This is a genomic window from Algibacter sp. (genome assembly GCF_049667265.1).
Lineage (GTDB): Bacteria > Bacteroidota > Bacteroidia > Flavobacteriales > Flavobacteriaceae > Algibacter_B.
On sequence record NZ_JBATHX010000400.1, the window covers coordinates 1 to 17,780 of the forward strand.

Here is a 17,780-nt window from a genome sequence, read left to right on the forward strand (position 1 = left end):
GGATAAACGACTCCAAAAAACATACTAGCAGCTTTTCTTGTGGTATACAATTCAAATGCTTTAGTTGGCATGTTTTCATTAGGTATTTCTGGGTTAATAATAGTTGTAAACCAGTTATTGACACCACCTTTTAAAACTCGTAAATTGCTATATTTTAACCTTGTACAAATAGCCCATGCTTGGTCTGCATAAAAATTATCGTCAGAAAAAAACACGACATCATATTGATTCTGATTTAAGTAAGATTCAAACTCTTTATCTAATAAGTTTTTTAAAGGAATATTTAAAGCATTTGGAAGCGTGTATTTGTTATAGCTTTCTTTGTCTCTAACATCAATTAAAATAAAAGAAGGGTCTTGACTAATTATTTTATCTGAAATTTGATCTGAAGAAACATATCTTTCAAGACTAATAAAATCACTCAATAATTGGTCTGCAGGCAAACCTTCATTTTTTTCATACTTAGGTAGTAATACTAATCCACCAGCAAGTAGAATAAGTATGACAGCCATCATTTTGTATCTAAAAGATAAAATTTTTGCAATTCTTTTTTTATCTATTTTCATGTTTTTTATAGTTTAATAGAACACCTTTTTTATTTTTTTTCTAACTACATCTGCAACTACAAACGCTACAATAGCGATGATAGAAAAAATAAATATTGTCCAATACGGGTTCCAATTAAATGAATCCATTAAAGTGATGTTTCCTAAGAAATAGCCATTGTATATTGGTTCAAAGAAGGTGTATAATTCTGAAAATATAAAAACCCCAATTAAAATTCCTAAGACATAAATCCAAGCATCTATTTTCCCTATTGCTACACCGCATAAACTAGTGCCTGGGCAAAATCCACCGGCAATAAAACCAACACCCATAATGGCACCACCAATTATTGCTCCCCAAACATATGTTGGGTGAATGTATAATTTAGTGACATCTACAAAACCTAAATAATCTAGATAGTAAATACCAATTACGGCAACTACGGCTGCTGTGAAAAACACTTTTAAAACAGCAAAATCGTAACCATAGAAAACGCCAGCCATTTTTCTTGACGAAGAAAACCCGGAAGACTCTAAAACAAAGCCAAAGGCAATTCCGATACATATGGCAACAATACTATCCCATTGTGCTGGAATAATGCTACTAGAAATTAAGAGTTCCATTTTTTATATTTTTAAATTAAATCCAATTTTTTCTAAAGAAATAAGCAAAAGCGTAAGCCGTTCCAAAAATGGCTAGCATGGTTATAAACCCACCAGAGGATAAAACAGCCATTCCACTTAATGCTGCACCACTTGTGCAACCTCTAGCAATTTGAGCCCCTAAACCAAATAAAACACCACCAATAAGAGCAAAAACCAATCTGCGTTTACTAGATATTTTTGGTGAATGTTGTATTCTCCATCTAATTCTTCCTGCTAAACTTCCGGAAATAAAAGCACCAATAATCACTCCGAGTGCCTCAAAAACCAACCAAGTATTCATGGGCGTTTCGTCATCTTTTACAAACTGGCTGTAATAGGCGTTGTTTTCTGCATGTGTTGGTGATACTTTATCTACAATGGTAACAACACTACTCTTCATTGCGCCACTTGCACCTAATCCTCTTCCGGTTAGTAAAAATGTAAAAATGATGATGACACCTAGTAAAAATCCACCAAAATATGGATTCCAATAAATGTGACTATTTTTATTTTTTTCTTTTTTCATAATTAGTGGTTTTAATAAAGAAATCTTGTTAACTGTCCTGCTTCAACCATTACAAACCTAAAAATAAGTCCTCCCAAAATTACTAATAGCGCGGGTACAACTACAGGAACTTTAAACCCTATAAGTTCTATAAACTCGAGGACTGCGGGTACTATTAACCCTAATATTACAACAAAACCAAAGAACATTAATGTAAAATCTCCATTTACTAGCAACTGCATAGCTTCTAGTTGCACTTGAGAACCTGCATAATACCCCATAATCATGTGTGTTATTAAAGCCAATTCAATAATGATTAATCCTAAATCTATTTTTCCAAAAAGATGTTTTTCAGTCTTAGTTTTTGATAGTAAAATAATGGCTGCAGCTCCAGTAGAAAGCCCAGAAACTAAAAATAATGGACCTAAAATAGCATTATTCCAAAGTGGTCTTGCATTAAAAGCAGATAATAAAATACCTGTATAAACTCCTAAAATTAAAGCTAATGGAATTAGGGCGTACGCAATATTTTTTCTGTTTTTTATGATGAATTTTTCAACTGTATTTAAAAATTTAAAACGCTTAAAAACTTTTAGTTTAGCTTCTAGTTTTGGGTAAACTTCTCTATAATAACTAAAGGTCCAAAGAAAAGATAAAGGTGTTGTGATTAACAAAACCCATGCTCCCCAAGACATTGGCGATTCTATTCTAAACGTGGTATATAATTGCCATGTGTATAATGGGTGTGTTAAGTCATACACCAAAGCCAATAACCCTAAAGATAATGCTATAGGCGGAATAATAGATGCTGTTTTTACAGCTGTTGGATATTCATCTGCTTTGCCTAATATATAGAGTAAAGCTCCAAAAAACAATATACCAGCAGCAAGTCCTCCTAAAAATAAATAGACTGCTATTGGCCAATGCCAAATTTCTAATGAAGGATCAATATTAGGAATATGTCTTCCGCTTGTGAATAATTCTTCTTGCATCGTATTGGATTTAAATTAAGTAAAATACATGTGGATCCGTACCAGCTTCTGGAGCTAATGTTTTGTGTTTTCTATTCTTTAATAGTAGTGATACTTCACTATTCGGGTTATCTAAATCTCCAAAATACATACATTTAGTAGGGCATACAGAAACACATGCAGGAAGTTGTCCTTTTTGAAGTCTATGATGACAAAATGTACATTTGTCTACATAACCATCAGGATGTTGATAACGCGCATCATAAGGGCAGGATTCTATACAAGCACCACAACCTATGCATTCATCTGCAGTTACTAAAACAATGCCACCTTCAACAATATGACTGGCTCCTGTTGGGCAACATCTCACGCAAGGTGCGTTCGCACAATGGTTACATCTTTCCGATTTTAATTCTAAAACAATATTTGGATATGTGCCATCTACAGTTTCTGTAATCCAATCTCTGCAATAGCCAATTGGAACATTATTTTCTGTTTGGCAAGCTACCACACAATCACTACATCCAACACATTTTAAAGTGTCTATTACCATTGCATATCTCATATCTCAGAAGTTTTATGTGGGTTGTCTTTTAGAATAGTAACAAAATTGCCTCTCATACCAGTTCCTCCCATAATTGGGTCAATAAAAATGTTCGATATCATTTGTGTATCATCAATACCTTTTCCAAAAGCTCTAGTTAATTTTTTATTATTTACTCCAAAACCATGAACTAGGTAAACAGAATCCCATCTTACTCTTTCCGTAACTCTTACTTTTATTGCAAAATCAGAAATAATTCCATCCTGGTTTTTTAACCAAACTTCTTGATTTGTTTTTAAATCTAAAATTCTAGAAACCCTAGGATTTACCCAGAGTTTGTTTTCACTTTTCAAATCGGTTAAATTTGGGTTGTTTGACGTTCTACTGAAAGTATGCATTGGCGACCTTCCATAATTTAATCTATAAAATCCTTGAGGTGCTTCTGGGTGTACTTTATATTTTGGTAAAGGATCAAAACCTAAATTTTCTAATTCTCTAGAGTATAATTCTATTTTACCACTATTAGTTCCAAATTGATAAACTTCATTTTCATTCATATACATGGAACCAGATGTTCTTGGATATTTTTTAACTCCAATTTTTTCCATTTCTTCTCTAGAAGTGCCTAATTCTTTTAGTTGCCAATCAATTACTTCATCATAATCGTTATAATCAAAGTACTCATCTAATCCTAAACGAGTTCCTAATTCTTTCGCAATCCAAGCGGCAGGTTTTGTTTCGTATTTTGGTTTTGTTGCAGCAAATCTAACGGCAACAGAAGGCTCTCTGTTAGTTGAAGAGCGTAACACGTCTGAACGTTCTAAATACGTGCATTCTGGAAGAATAACATCCGCATAACCTGTAATATCCATTGGCATGGTGTCTACAACCACTAAAAATTCTAAAGCTTCTATCGCTTCTTTTAATTGTTTAGTGTCTGGAATAGATTTAATTAAGTTAGTTCCTGCAACCATCCAAGCCTTAACAGGATATTCTGGGTTTTCATTAGGGATTGAAGATCTAATTACTTCATTTGTTAATCCCATTTGAGCTAAAGGATATGCTTTCCCAATATCTCTCCAATCCCATTTTGGGTGTGGATAAGGCGGATGTGGAAACTTAGGAACCGATTTTTTTTCTTTAAAATAAAAACCACCTTTACGTCCCCAAGAACCTAACAGTCCATTTAAAATAGCAATGGCTCTTTCTCTTTGTGTATCATCTCCATACCAAACAACATGTCTGCCTGGATGAACAATTACAGAAGGCGCGGCATTTGCCATGGCTCTTGCCGTTTTTCTAATAACTTCTGGTTTTATAGTTGTTATACCATAAGCCCATTCTGGAGTAAATTGTTTAACATGTGCTTTTAATTCATCAAAACCTAAAGCATATTTTTCAACATAATCTTTATCGTAAATATCTTCTTCTATTAAAACATGCATCCAAGAAAGTAATAAGGCAATATCTGTTGCGGGTTTAATAGCTAACCAATGTTGAGATTTGCTTGCAGCCGTTGAAAACCTTGGGTCTACTGTAATAATAGTTGCGCCATTATCAATGGCATCAGACATTTCTTGGACCTGTGAGTTGTGCATATTTTCACCAATATGAGAACCAATAAGCACTAAACATTTAGTATCTCTAATATCAGTTGGTTCTGGTGAACCTACCCAAGAACCATAGGTTAAACCAAAAGCCGTTTCTCTAGGTCCTCTACATTGTGCAAAAGCGGGTTCTGCGATGGTATCTGAGCCAAATGCTTTAAACAAATGTTCAAAATGTGAACCTGGAGTTCCATGTTTAAGTAATGCTAATGATTCTGGACCATAGGTATCTTTAATGCCTTTAAATTTTGATGCTACTAAATTTAAAGCTTCCTCCCAGCTTGCTTCTCTATATGTTTGTTCGCCATTAATAGTTGTCCTTATTAAAGGTGTTTTTAATCGGTCGGTATCCGTATACATCCCAACACCACCAGTTCCTCTTGGGCAAAGTCTACCATTACAATGTGGGTCATCGTCATTTCCAATTATTTTTTGAATATTCCCTGCATCATCAGAATATGCCCAAGCAGCACATTTCCAAAAGCAAACTTCACAATAGGTGGCTGTTTTTTTTAATTTTTTTGCAATATTTTGAGCTACTAACTCATTTAAATATGATTTTCCACCAACGAGATTCAATGCTGATGCAGAAGCGGCAATTCCTCCTAATCCGAGTGCCGATATTTTAATAAATTTTCTTCTTGAAGTAGTCATACAAGCAATAATTAGTTTGATGTAAAATTATTGACTTATACTCTTTAAAATCATGATAAAAGTCATTCAATTGCTGATTTTTTGGTAACAAATGTTACATAGTGAATAGTCTATCCATCAGTAAAAGTACTTCTCATATTATTTTGTTGTAAATTTGATTAACTTATCTTTTAATGAAGAATAATAAATATCCAGTCGCACTTTTTGTGTTATTTTTGTTATTATTTTTAGTGCTATTCTTAGCTAGAAATAAGGCGTATTTTATTCAAAACAACACGTATCAAGATGGTATTGAAAAAATTCAAATTTCAAATACGGAATCTTGTCTTCAATGTCATCAAAATACTAAAGGCTATTCAAAATATCATAATCCTGAATTGATAGGTTGTGTAAGTTGTCATTTAGGAAATAGCGCTTCTCTTGATAAAATCAAGGCTCATGAAGGCATGATTTTAATTCCTGGAAATTTATCTGATGCCAAAGAAACTTGTGGCAAATGTCATCCTAGTGAATTACATAAAATTGAAAACTCTTTAATGACTACAAATAGTGGCATTGTAGCGATTGATAAATTTGTTTTTGGTGAAGCGGATAGTTTGGATTATCACTATCATATTAAAGACATAAAATACACGGCAGCAGACAAACATTTACGAGATTTATGTGCGAATTGCCATTTAGGAGCAGAAAAAACGAGCTTTGGCCCAATAAATCAAATGAGTAGAGGAGGTGGTTGTAATGCCTGTCATTTAAACTATTCGGATGAGGCCAAAGAGGATTTGGATAATTATTTAACTTCTAATAAAAGTGAATTACCTCAATTTCATCCAGCAACAAATATTTTTGTAAATGACACCCATTGTTTTGGTTGCCATAGTCGTTCCAGTAGAATTTCTACAAATTATATGGGCTTGCAAGAAACGCTTTTAGATGCAAGTGAAATCATTGATAAAAATAATTACACGGTTTTAGAAGATGAGCGCGTATATAAAAATCTTGAAGAAGATGTTCACCATTCAAAAGGCTTGTTATGTATTGATTGTCATTCTTCACATGAAGTTATGGGCGATGGAAAAACTTATGCGCATGCTGAACAAGCCGTGAAAGTGCAATGTGCGGATTGTCATTATAATGATAAACCAAACACCATTCCGTTTGATTCTTTGGATACGGAAAGCAGATTGGTATTTTTACATCGCGATTATAATCATAGCGATAAACAAATCATTGCAGTACAAAAAGACAATCATCCGTTGGTTAATACTTTTGTAGATTCCATAGGAAATGCCTATTTAATTGGTAAAGGGGATGGATTGCTTCATAGTTTGAAACCTCAGTCAGAGGTTTGTTCAAGAGATCATGCTCATAAAAATGTAAGCTGTTCTGCTTGCCATTCGTCTTGGACATCACGTTGTATTGGTTGTCATAATCAATATGATGGAAACGAACCAAGCGCCTTCGATTTATTAGATAAAAAATTTGTTAAAGGACAATGGAAAGAATATGTAGCCGAATTTTCGTCATCATTACCGGCCATGGGCGTGCGAGAACATCATGGCGAAAAAACAATTGAGCCCGCTATTCCAGGAATGATTATGACTATTGATTTGAATAGTTATAATAAAGATGAATTAGAAAAAAAACTATTGTTTCATAGATTATACGCTCCAAATTCGCCACATACTACTTCAAAAAATGTGAGAGATTGTGCGTCATGTCATTCAAATGCTGCGACCATAGGTTATGGAAACGGAACATTGGTTTATAAAATAGAAAACAACCAAGGTCAATGGGTTTTTACGCCCGAATACGCATTGAATAGTCATGATAATTTACCAGAGGACGCATGGATTCCTTTTTTAGAAAGCGTAAATAAGAAAACGGTAAACTCAACACGAACAGATTTTAGACCTTTTACTGTTAATGAACAAAAACGAATACTTTTAGTAGGCGCTTGTTTGCAATGTCATAAAGATGATTCTGAAGTGATGAAACAAACATTAAAAGTAGGGTTGAACACCATACTTAAAAAAGTAAGTACTTCTTGTGTGCTTCCTAAAAATTAGGTTTTAAAACCTTATTTTTCGATTTTTTAATGTTAATTGCGGTTTAAACTTATAAATGATAAAAGTCATAGAATTGGAAATAATCGATGAGTACTTTTAGCACTAATTTAACTAATTTAATAACAGCTTATGTTTATGAAACCATCCATTTTTTTGGTTGAATTTTTATTGCATGACTTAAATATTTACAATTATGAAAACTAACATTTTAAAATTTTTATTTTTAATTTTTTCAACCTCCGTTTTTGCGCAAGCAGGACACATTATGCAAGGTGTTGGCGCCGTTAATATGTCTATGGGTGGTGCTTCAACAGCGCAACCATTAGATATTTCTGGGGCTTTACAATGGAACCCTGCAGCATTATCAACTTTTGATGATAAAATAATAAAATTGGATGTTGGTCTGTTCTTTTCCTCACCAGAATTATATTCCACAGTTCCAACACCAGGTGGACCTTTTAGTGGGAATACTGAAGACGATAGAGGGATTTCTCCAATGCCGGCTGTAGCCATGGTTTGGGGTAAAGAAGACTCAAAACATACGTTTGGTGTTTCGGCTTTTGGTATTAGTGGTTTTGGGGTAACTTTTCCTGAGAGTATGACAAACCCAATTAATATGCCTCAAAGCATGGGTGGTTTCGGCCATATCGAATCCGATTATCTTTTAATGCAAGTTGGACTATCTTGGGCTTATGAATTAACCGATAAAATATCCATTGGTGTACAACCAAATATCGATTATTCTGCATTAGAGTTAGCACCTAACCCAACAGCAAACCCTTCGGCAGCTGGTTATCCTTCAACTGATAAGGCTTCCGCCATTGGTTTTGGAGCACAAGTTGGTGTGTTTTATGATTCGGGCGCTGGATTAAAACTAGGGGCATCCTATAAAACGGCTCAAAAGTTTAGCGAATTCGAATTCAATAACACGTATTTGGATAATTCAACAAGCAAAAACAAATTTCAAATGGATTATCCAGCCATACTTTCTCTAGGTGTTGGGTATTCAACAAATGCTATCGATTTTGCATTAGATTTTAGACGTGTAGATTATGAAAATACCGATGGTTTCTCAACCACAGGATGGACACAAACGGCTTCGGTTGCAGGTTTCGGATGGAAAAATATTAGCATTTTATCGGCTGGTCTACAATATAAAGGCATTAATAAATTACCATTGCGAATCGGTTACACATACAGTTCAAACCCAATAGATGAAAGTGTAACGTTCTTTAATATTCCAGCTACTGCAATCATTCAGGATGCGTATCAATTCGGTTTAAGTTATGTGGTAAATGATACCTGGAAAGTAGACGCTGTATACCATTATGGAGCTAGCAATGGCGCAACAGAAGGGCAACTATTATCGCCTATGATGATATCTCAAAGCAATCCATTGGGTGCCATTCCAGGATCATCAATATCTTATGATATGAAAACATCTATGATTCAATTTGGATTGAGCTATACGTTTAATAGCGCGAGTAAATAATAAAACTTAAAATCTTACAATTTCATTTTTTTAAAACAGCCTCTTTTATAGAGGCTGTTTTGCTTTAAAGCAAAAATGAGGCTGTCATATTTGTTTTAATGCCTAAGTTTATTAATTAGGATTTTTTTCTTTTTAAAGGTTTGTTTATTTCAAATTGAGAAGATGATTATAAAAGAAATGGAAAACTACATATGTCTCCCAATTGCTGAGATTTTAATTTTTCTTTCAGAATTGAGTTATAATTAGCCGTAGTTTATTTAGGTTTTACATCCTTTATAGTGATTTATATCATTTTGAGAGACATTTACAAGTACTATATTTGAATGAGTAATAGGCTTTTACCATGTTGAATTCAGCTAAAATAAAATCATTCTTTGTAGAAATTGGTGAGCTCACTTATTTTGGGCAACGCTTTTTTAAGGAGCTCTTCTCTAAACCTTTCGAGTTTAAAGAACTCTTAAAACAATGCTATAACATTGGTAATAAATCGTTATTACTAGTTGGTGTTACGGGCTTTATTATTGGTTTAGTTATGACCTTACAAACGCGTCCAACTTTGGAAGAATTTGGAGCGGAATCATGGATGCCTTCAATGGTGAGTATTTCTATTATTAGAGAAATTGGCCCTGTCATTATAGCCTTAACTTTTGCAGGTAGAATTGCATCAGGTATTGGAGCCGAATTAGGTTCTATGCGCGTTACCGAGCAAATTGATGCTATGGAAGTTTCAGGAACAAACCCCTTTAAATATCTGGTTGTAACAAGAGTATTGGCAGCGACAATTATGTTGCCAATTTTAGTAATTGTTGGCGATACCATAGCACTTTATGGTTCTTATTTAATTGAAAATGCCAAAGGCGATGTGTCGTTTCTATTATATTTTAATAAGGTATTTAATTCTTTAGAATTTGGTGATATTATTCCAGCTACTATTAAAACTTATTTTTTCGGATTTGCCATAGGGCTTGTGGGTTGTTTTAAAGGTTATAATTGTAAAAAAGGAACTGTTGGAGTAGGTGTAGCAGCAAATTCAGCGGTTGTTTTTTCATCTATGCTATTGTTTATAATTGATTTTATTGCTGTTTTTGTAACCGATATTTTTTTTGAAATTTAAAAGATGAATGAGTCAGAACACATAGAAGAAACAACGAAAACTTTAATCTCAAAAAGGCGCATGCTTGACATTAAGGATTTACGAAAAAGTTTTGGAGACAATCATGTTTTAAATGGTTTTAACCTGACTCTTTTTGAAGGTGAAAATCTTGTTATTATGGGTAAATCCGGATCAGGAAAGTCTGTGATGATAAAATGTTTAGTTGGTTTAATGGAACCAGATTCAGGTAGCATAAAAGTTATGGGGAAAAACCTTTTAGGTCTTAATAGAATTGACCTAGATGAATTGCGAACGGAAATTGGTTTTCTTTTTCAAGGAAGCGCTTTATATGATTCCATGACGGTAAGAGAGAATTTAGAATTCCCATTACGAAGGCATAAACACAAGTTTGGAAACATAACGGATACTGAGCAACTCGTAAAAGAAGCCCTTAAAAGTGTGGGGTTAATGGAAGCTATTGATTTAATGCCTTCGGAACTTTCTGGAGGAATGAAACGACGCGTCGCGTTAGCAAGAACATTAATTTTAAAGCCAAAAATTATTTTATATGATGAACCTACAAGTGGTTTAGATCCTATAACTTCAAAAGAAATTATAGAGCTAATGCGCAGCATACAAAAGCAATATAAAACCTCGTCACTAATCATTACGCACGATGTGGATTGTGCCCGTGTAGTTTCAGAGAGAATGATTTTGTTGGTGGACGGGATTAATTATGCTGAAGGAACTTTTGCTGAGCTAAAAGCATCAGCCGATGAAAAAGTAAAAGCATTTTTTAAGTAATTAAATTTAGAAATCATGCAAAAAAAAACAAACGAAAAACTAAAACTAGGTGTCTTTGTTATTTTAGGCTTACTACTTTTTGTATTAGCTATTTTTTTAATAGGGAATCGGAAAAACATGTTTGTAAAAACTTTTACCATTAGCGCTAATTTTAATAATGTTAATGGTTTATTACAGGGGAATAACGTGCGTTACTCAGGCATCAATGTAGGGACCGTAAAAACCATTTCCATGATAAACGATTCTACTATAAATGTGAACATGGCTATAGAAGAAAAAATGGTGCAACATATTAAAAAGGATGCTATTGCTACCATTGGAACAGATGGTTTAGTAGGAAATATGATTGTGAATATTATTCCAGGGAAAGGAGATACAGCTGTTATTTCTCATGGAGATGTTATTAAATCGTTTACTAAAATCGGCACAGGCGAAATGCTTAATACGCTTAATGTAACCAATGAAAATGCTGCTTTACTTACGGCAAAATTATTAGATATTACAAATTCTATAACCAATGGCAAAGGGACTTTAGGCATGCTTATTAATGATTCTGTAGTTGCTAATAATTTTAAACATACCGTAAGTAATTTAAAGCTAACGAGTATTGAAGCGAATAAAACCATTAAAACCATTAACAAAACGATAGCATCGATCGATTTGGATAATAGCGTAGCAGGTGTATTGTTAAATGATTCATTAGAGGCACAAAAAGTGAAAAATATTATTACAAACCTTGAATCTTCAAGTCATAGTATTGATAGCGTTATTAATAATTTAAATGCCACTTTATTAAATGTAAAAGAAGGTAAAGGCGCAATTAACTATTTGTCAAATGATGAGGAACTTGTCAAAAACCTTGAAGAAACTATTAAGAATATTAATGAAGGAACTGATAAATTCAACCAGAATATGGAAGCCTTGAAGCATAATTTTTTAACTCGCGCTTATTTTAGAAAACTAGAAAGGCAAGAAAAGCGAGATAAAAAGACAAATGACAATTAAATTAAAAAGCCTTGGTTTGCTATTAAAACCAAGGCTTTTTTTGTGTTATTAATCACATGCGTTATAAGCTGTTTTTAATAGCTGCTTGTGCAGATGCTAAACGCGCAATTGGCACTCTATAAGGTGAACAACTCACATAATTCAATCCTGTTCTATAGCAGAATTCAACTGAACTTGGGTCGCCACCATGTTCTCCACAAATTCCAACTTTTAAATTAGGTTTTGTGCTTCTTCCTCGTTCGGTAGCCATTTCAACTAATTGTCCAATACCTTCCTGATCTAAAACTTCAAACGGATCGACTTTTAAAATGCCCTTTTGTATATAAATTGGCAAAAATTTACTCGCATCATCTCTGGAATAACCGAATGCCATTTGTGTTAAATCGTTTGTTCCGAAGGAGAAGAAATCGGCATACTTGGCAATTTTATCAGCAATTAAAGCGGCTCTAGGAATTTCTATCATAGTACCAACAGCATACTCAATACTATCATTTCTTTCTTCAAAAACTTTATTTACTGTTTCTCTAATGACAGCCTCCTGACTTTCAAATTCAGTAAGCGTACCAACTAAAGGTATCATTATTTCTGGTTTTGCGACAATACCTCTTTCTTTTAAGTTTAATGCGGCTTCAATAATAGCTCGTGCTTGCATTTCAGTAATTTCTGGATAAGTAATTCCTAACCTGCAACCTCTATGTCCTAACATTGGATTAAACTCTTCCAATTCAGCTACTTTTATTTTTACTGCCTCTAGTGTAATGTGCATTTCTTCAGCTAAACTACGTTGGGTTTCCAATTGATGTGGAACGAATTCATGCAAAGGCGGATCTAATAAACGAACCGTTACTGGAAGTCCTTGCATGGCTTCAAAAATACCTTCAAAATCGCTACGTTGCATTGGTAGTAATTTTTCTAAAGCATGTTGTCTTCCTATTAAAGTATCTGATAAAATCATTTCACGCATCGCTTTTATACGGTCTACTTCAAAAAACATATGCTCTGTACGTGTTAATCCAATACCCTGAGCACCAAAACCACGTGCTATTTTAGCATCGTTTGGAGAATCGGCATTAGTTCGCACTTGCATTGTGGCATATTTATCTGCTAAATTCATAATCTCTGCAAACTCTCCACTTAATTCAGGTTCGCTCGTAGCTACTTTACCTTCAATAATATTACCTGTAGAACCGTTCAAAGAAATCCAATCGCCTTCATGATATACTTTATCATCAACTTTTAAAGTTCTTGTTTTATAGTTAATTTTTAAGGCGCCAGCCCCAGAAATACAACATTTACCCATTCCACGAGCAACCACCGCCGCATGCGATGTCATGCCTCCACGTGCGGTTAAAATTCCTCGAGCAATATTCATTCCTTCCAAATCTTCAGGAGATGTTTCAATTCGCGCTAAAATCGTGTATTTGTATTTGTTTGCTTCGTCTGCAAAGAACACTATTTGTCCTGTTGCAGCACCTGGAGAAGCAGGTAAACCTTGAGCTATTACATGGGCTTCTTTAAGCGCTTTTGGGTCAAAAATAGGGTGTAATAATTCATCCAATTTACTAGGTTCGATTCGTAAAATTGCAGCTTTTTCGGTAATCATATCCTGTTTAAACATGTCCATGGCAATTTTAACCATAGCAGCACCAGTACGTTTGCCATTTCTAGTTTGTAGAATCCAAAGCTTCCCATCTTGAATGGTAAACTCCATATCCTGCATGTCCTTATAATGGTTTTCTAATTTTTCTTGATAACCATTCAATTCTTTATAAATGTTTGGCATTAGTTCTTCTAAAGACGGGTAATTTTTAACTCTATCTTCTTCATCTACTTTTGCTAATTCTGACCAACGTATAGATCCTAATTTTGTGATTTGTTGCGGCGTTCTTGTTCCTGCTACAACATCTTCACCTTGCGCATTAATTAAATATTCACCGTTAAAAACATCTTCACCAGTACCAGCATCTCGTGTAAAGCAAACACCAGTTCCAGAGTTGTCTCCCATATTTCCATATACCATGGCTTGTACATTAACTGCTGTACCCCAATCGGCTGGATACCCATGCATTTTTCTATAATACATGGCTCGATCTCCATTCCAACTATTAAAAACAGCTATAACAGCGCCCCAAAGTTGATCCCATGGATTGGTTGGAAAATCATGCCCTGTACGTTTTTTTACCGCATCTTTAAAATCGTAAACTAAATCTTTTAAATCTTGAATACTAAACTCCGTATCTAATTTTATACGTCGCTTATATTTGAGGTGTTCCATAATTTCTTCAAAAGGATCGATGTCCTCTTTAGCTTCAGGTTTCATACCTAAAACAACACCACCATACATTTGAATAAAACGACGATACGAATCCCAAGCGAAACGTTCGTTACCTGTTCTATTGGCTAAACCTATTACTGCATCGTCATTCAAACCAAGATTTAATACGGTATCCATCATTCCAGGCATAGAGACTCTAGCGCCTGAACGAACAGATATTAATAATGGGTTTTCTTTATCTCCAAATTGCGATTGCATTAAAACTTCTATATTCTCTATAGATTTTTCAACTTCAGTTTTTATCATGTCTACAATTTTATCTTTTCCAAGAATATTGTAGTCTGTGCAAACTTCAGTTGTAATTGTAAAACCAGGAGGAACAGGAATACCAATGGCACTCATTTCTGCTAAATTTGCACCTTTACCACCCAAAAGGTTTTTCATTTTACTATTACCGTCTGCGGCTTTATTTCCGAATTTATATACATTGGTTCGGACTTCTTGTAGCGTTTCCATAATTAGTATTTAAAATTAATATTAATGATTATCAGTTATAAATTTACAAGCTAAATCGGTTAATTTTAATGACTTATATCATGAAAACCAATTAAAAACCCCTGGATTTACTTTATTAAATCAAGGAGTTTTTTAGTGCTTTATAAAGTTGCTGTTGAAATTTTATTTTTAAAAGGCTAACTCATTTTTAGTGTTTAAAGTGTTAACATTTTGCCCCTTAGTTTTTGGGCCATTATTGCTAAATGCTAGTAAAGGGATTGCTATATGATCTTGCATTTCTTTTACTACATCTTTGCGGAAAAAGCTTTGATAACTCCAATCGTGTTTGCGTTCTAACATTGCCAACATACTTGCTTTTTCATTGTTCAAAACAGATAATAAACCCGATTTTATTTTTGTTGACGCTATGGTTTTAAAGGTTATATCCTTATAAGAAACCTGCTGAAAAACCAATTCTTTAAATTGTTCCATATATTTTTTTGCCGATTCCTCATTGGTTTTATAAATATGCAAAACTTCAATAAGCGCTGAAAAAGGTTGCGCTATTTCTACCAGTTTTTTCACGCATTGAATATCTTTTTTTTCAAAATCTGTGGCATAAACTATTGTTGAAATAGTATCATAAACCAAGTTGTTTGGCACCATTAATACTGGGACTTCAACATGATCTAAAAGGTCATTAGCAATATTGCCAGAAAAAAAACCTCTAGTACTTTGTTTGTCTTTCATTCCAATAATAATTACATCTGGCGTTACTGTTTTCGAAAGACGTTTTATGCTTTTAGAAACATTATCACTTTCAATTACATGGGTGGTAATAGGATGCTTATTAAATTCATTTTTCAGGTGTTTTTTGCAATATTTATCCAATAGGTCAATTTGATCATTATGGAACCTGTTTTTGAGTGATTCTGAGGTGCGAATAGTTGAGAATGTAATAGGAGGTAACTCATATACATGTAAAACATGTAAATCAGCATTCATTATACTACTAAAACGATAAGCATATTTAAGTGCTGAAGCATCATTGGTACTGCAGTCTGTAGCGTATATTATTGTTTTCATGATATTATTTTTTAACCCAATAAAGTTAGGGTATCATCTTTATTTTCGAAATGATATTTATCATAAAACGCTTTTTAAATAGAATAAATTGAATGCATTAAAAAAGCACTTTCAGTTTTTTTGAAAGTGCCTTTTATTAATTAGCTTCATCTTCATTTTTTACAGAGTTTACATCTGTTTAATCTCATTATCAGAAATTAACTAATTACTATTTGAAATTTCCCAAATTATCCATTTTTACTCTAATTTTTTGGTTACCATTTTCTAGGGTAATTTTATATAATTTATTGGAATTTCCAGATTCGTGGTAATTAACAGAATACACATTTTTTGAAACGTTCCAATTTGGAAATCTACCTTCAATTTCATTAGTAACGGCAGATGGTAACTCTGTGTTTCGGTATCTTTCAACGGTAGTTAATAATTCTCCTTTTTCATTATATTTCGCTAGAATTTTCCCCTGTGGGATGAAAAAATATACATCATAATATTCATTCTCTTCAGCGTAAATATCTAAATCCGTTATGTCAAAATCACTTGCTGCTAATTGTAGTTTTTCAACAGGAATCGCTGATTCTGAAGCATTTACACTACTCAGGTATTTATAGTTTGCAACTACATAAACTTCTGAGAGATTTTCTGTTAATATTGGGTCTTGTGCATAAATTTGGGTGGTTAATCCCAGTATAAATAAACCAAGTATTAATTTTTTCATGATTATAAAATTTAAGATTAATATGAAATAAAAGTATATACTAAAAGGGATATTGGCAATGATAACTATCAGTTGTCCAAACATTTAATTGGCATTGATAGTAGTTGGTTTTTTTCTTTGTTTACCGGTAATTGTTTCCATTTTTATACGATAAACTACAGGAGAGGCTTCAAAATGAGTTTTTCCAGAAAACTCATAAATAAATTCAACATCTTTCTTTTCCTTTTTGGCAATTAGGTGTTTTAAACCTTGTGAAAACTCGTGAAGATAAAATTTTGCATCTGGCCCACTTAACTCCTCAAAAGTTCCTTTTATTAAAATAGACCGCCATTCATTAACTGAAGTTATCTCGGAAACTTCAAAAGCAACAGCATTGTTTAATCGCAAAGCATTTGTTTTATGACCTTCGCCTGAATACCCTATAATAATGATGTTTGTTTTATCATAAAAATAAGTTATTGGGATAATAAAGGGGGAGTTTTTATACACATAAGCCATATGACCAATGTAATTGTTTTTAAGAATTTTTAGACATTCCTGTTTTTTTAAATCTGTTATCATGGCTGAAATAATTATATACTAAAAGTATTTTATAAAAGGTTTTAAACCAATGATATAAATCAGTCACAAATAATTTTAAAGCCCATTGAATTAGCCTAGCTTCTTATCGTTGTGGCGTTTTGTTTTTTAAGCGGCGTTTGTCACGTAACGCCCAATAAATGCCTTTTACATCTGAAGCCCAATTGTCGTACAAGAAAATAAGGGTGATTTCTTCAATGGTTTCTAATATTCCAACTATAATCATGATATAGAATAAAGCATTTTCTGGAGTAAAAAAAAGAGACCAAAGAATAAATATACTTTGAATTACTGCCGATAATTTTGCTAAATAGGTATGAAATGCGGTTGCTTTACCATATTTGAAATAGGCAATTAACATTTGTGAAATATAAGGGATAAAGGCTATAAGAATGATAATTAGGTTGGTTTTAATAAAATCAGCTTCAAAATTATACAACCCAATAAGTCCAATAATTAATGTGATTTGATCGCCAAAAGAATCGAGTTGTGATCCTCTGGGACTGGTTATTTTTAATTTCCTTGCTAAATACCCATCAATAGCATCTGTAGAATAACTTATTAATAAAAACCACGTAAAAACTAATCGTAAATCAAACCAGATTAGTGCAAGTAAAAAAGGCGCAGCAAAAATGCGATAAAAGGAAAACCAATCGGCAATATTGTAGTTTTTAAATGTAAGCATAGCTTATTCTTTGT

General features: G+C 33.4%; 16 protein-coding genes. 5 read left to right on the plus strand and 11 right to left on the minus strand.

Going from position 1 to position 17,780, the window contains the following annotated elements; genetic code table 11:
- The 6 genes from WBN21_RS13925 to WBN21_RS13950 form a co-directional block, all read right to left on the minus strand.
- Window positions 1-566 (minus strand): rhodanese-like domain-containing protein (locus tag WBN21_RS13925; protein ID WP_424201292.1); only part of this gene is annotated, 566 nt, incomplete at its 3' end.
- A gap of 12 nt (window positions 567-578) precedes the next feature.
- Entirely contained in the window at window positions 579-1,169 is a 591-nt protein-coding gene (locus WBN21_RS13930; protein ID WP_424201294.1) for a YeeE/YedE thiosulfate transporter family protein, read from the minus strand.
- A 16-nt stretch (window positions 1,170-1,185) separates the two neighbouring features.
- Window positions 1,186-1,716: a YeeE/YedE thiosulfate transporter family protein gene (locus WBN21_RS13935; protein WP_424201296.1), complete on the minus strand. Its 531-nt coding sequence runs from the start codon at window positions 1,714-1,716 to the stop codon at window positions 1,186-1,188.
- A gap of 11 nt (window positions 1,717-1,727) precedes the next feature.
- Entirely contained in the window at window positions 1,728-2,687 is a 960-nt protein-coding gene (nrfD, locus tag WBN21_RS13940; RefSeq protein ID WP_424201299.1) for an NrfD/PsrC family molybdoenzyme membrane anchor subunit, read from the minus strand.
- A 10-nt stretch (window positions 2,688-2,697) separates the two neighbouring features.
- Window positions 2,698-3,231 carry a 4Fe-4S dicluster domain-containing protein gene (locus WBN21_RS13945; protein ID WP_424201301.1) on the minus strand — a complete coding sequence of 178 codons (534 nt, stop codon included), beginning with the start codon at window positions 3,229-3,231 and terminating at the stop codon, window positions 2,698-2,700.
- Window positions 3,228-5,471, minus strand: coding sequence for a molybdopterin-containing oxidoreductase family protein (locus WBN21_RS13950; RefSeq protein WP_424201303.1), 2,244 nt, complete (start codon window positions 5,469-5,471; stop codon window positions 3,228-3,230). Before WBN21_RS13950 ends, WBN21_RS13945 begins: the two co-directional genes overlap by 4 nt.
- Before the next feature lie 173 nt (window positions 5,472-5,644).
- Between WBN21_RS13950 and WBN21_RS13955 the strand changes: the two genes are divergently transcribed.
- The 5 genes from WBN21_RS13955 to WBN21_RS13975 all read left to right on the plus strand — a co-directional run bounded on the left by WBN21_RS13955 (window position 5,645) and on the right by WBN21_RS13975 (window position 11,931).
- Window positions 5,645-7,537, plus strand: coding sequence for a hypothetical protein (locus WBN21_RS13955; protein WP_424201305.1), 1,893 nt, complete (start codon window positions 5,645-5,647; stop codon window positions 7,535-7,537).
- 193 nt (window positions 7,538-7,730) lie between these two features.
- The gene (locus WBN21_RS13960; RefSeq protein WP_424201307.1) at window positions 7,731-9,029 is read left to right on the plus strand and encodes an OmpP1/FadL family transporter; all 1,299 of its coding nucleotides are present in this window, start codon (window positions 7,731-7,733) and stop codon (window positions 9,027-9,029) included.
- 343 nt (window positions 9,030-9,372) lie between these two features.
- A complete protein-coding gene (locus tag WBN21_RS13965; RefSeq protein WP_424201310.1) occupies window positions 9,373-10,143 on the plus strand; it encodes an MlaE family ABC transporter permease in 771 nt (256 codons plus the stop codon).
- A 60-nt stretch (window positions 10,144-10,203) separates the two neighbouring features.
- On the plus strand, window positions 10,204-10,926 hold the full coding sequence (locus WBN21_RS13970; protein ID WP_424201360.1) for an ABC transporter ATP-binding protein: 723 nt from the start codon (window positions 10,204-10,206) through the stop codon (window positions 10,924-10,926).
- A gap of 15 nt (window positions 10,927-10,941) precedes the next feature.
- Window positions 10,942-11,931 carry an MlaD family protein gene (locus tag WBN21_RS13975; protein WP_424201312.1) on the plus strand — a complete coding sequence of 330 codons (990 nt, stop codon included), beginning with the start codon at window positions 10,942-10,944 and terminating at the stop codon, window positions 11,929-11,931.
- A 61-nt stretch (window positions 11,932-11,992) separates the two neighbouring features.
- Here WBN21_RS13975 and ppdK read toward each other — a convergent pair whose 3' ends face one another.
- The 5 genes from ppdK to WBN21_RS14000 all read right to left on the minus strand — a co-directional run bounded on the left by ppdK (window position 11,993) and on the right by WBN21_RS14000 (window position 17,766).
- Window positions 11,993-14,722: a pyruvate, phosphate dikinase gene (gene ppdK / locus WBN21_RS13980; protein WP_424201314.1), complete on the minus strand. Its 2,730-nt coding sequence runs from the start codon at window positions 14,720-14,722 to the stop codon at window positions 11,993-11,995.
- Between the two features lie 168 nt (window positions 14,723-14,890).
- Window positions 14,891-15,787 carry a universal stress protein gene (locus tag WBN21_RS13985; protein WP_424201316.1) on the minus strand — a complete coding sequence of 299 codons (897 nt, stop codon included), beginning with the start codon at window positions 15,785-15,787 and terminating at the stop codon, window positions 14,891-14,893.
- 208 nt (window positions 15,788-15,995) lie between these two features.
- Entirely contained in the window at window positions 15,996-16,502 is a 507-nt protein-coding gene (locus WBN21_RS13990) for a nicotinate-nucleotide adenylyltransferase (protein ID WP_424201318.1), read from the minus strand.
- A gap of 84 nt (window positions 16,503-16,586) precedes the next feature.
- Entirely contained in the window at window positions 16,587-17,063 is a 477-nt protein-coding gene (locus WBN21_RS13995; protein ID WP_424201320.1) for a pyridoxamine 5'-phosphate oxidase family protein, read from the minus strand.
- 103 nt (window positions 17,064-17,166) lie between these two features.
- Window positions 17,167-17,766, minus strand: a complete 600-nt coding sequence (locus tag WBN21_RS14000; protein WP_424201322.1) for a CDP-alcohol phosphatidyltransferase family protein — start codon at window positions 17,764-17,766, stop codon at window positions 17,167-17,169.
- Window positions 17,767-17,780: the final 14 nt, after the last annotated feature.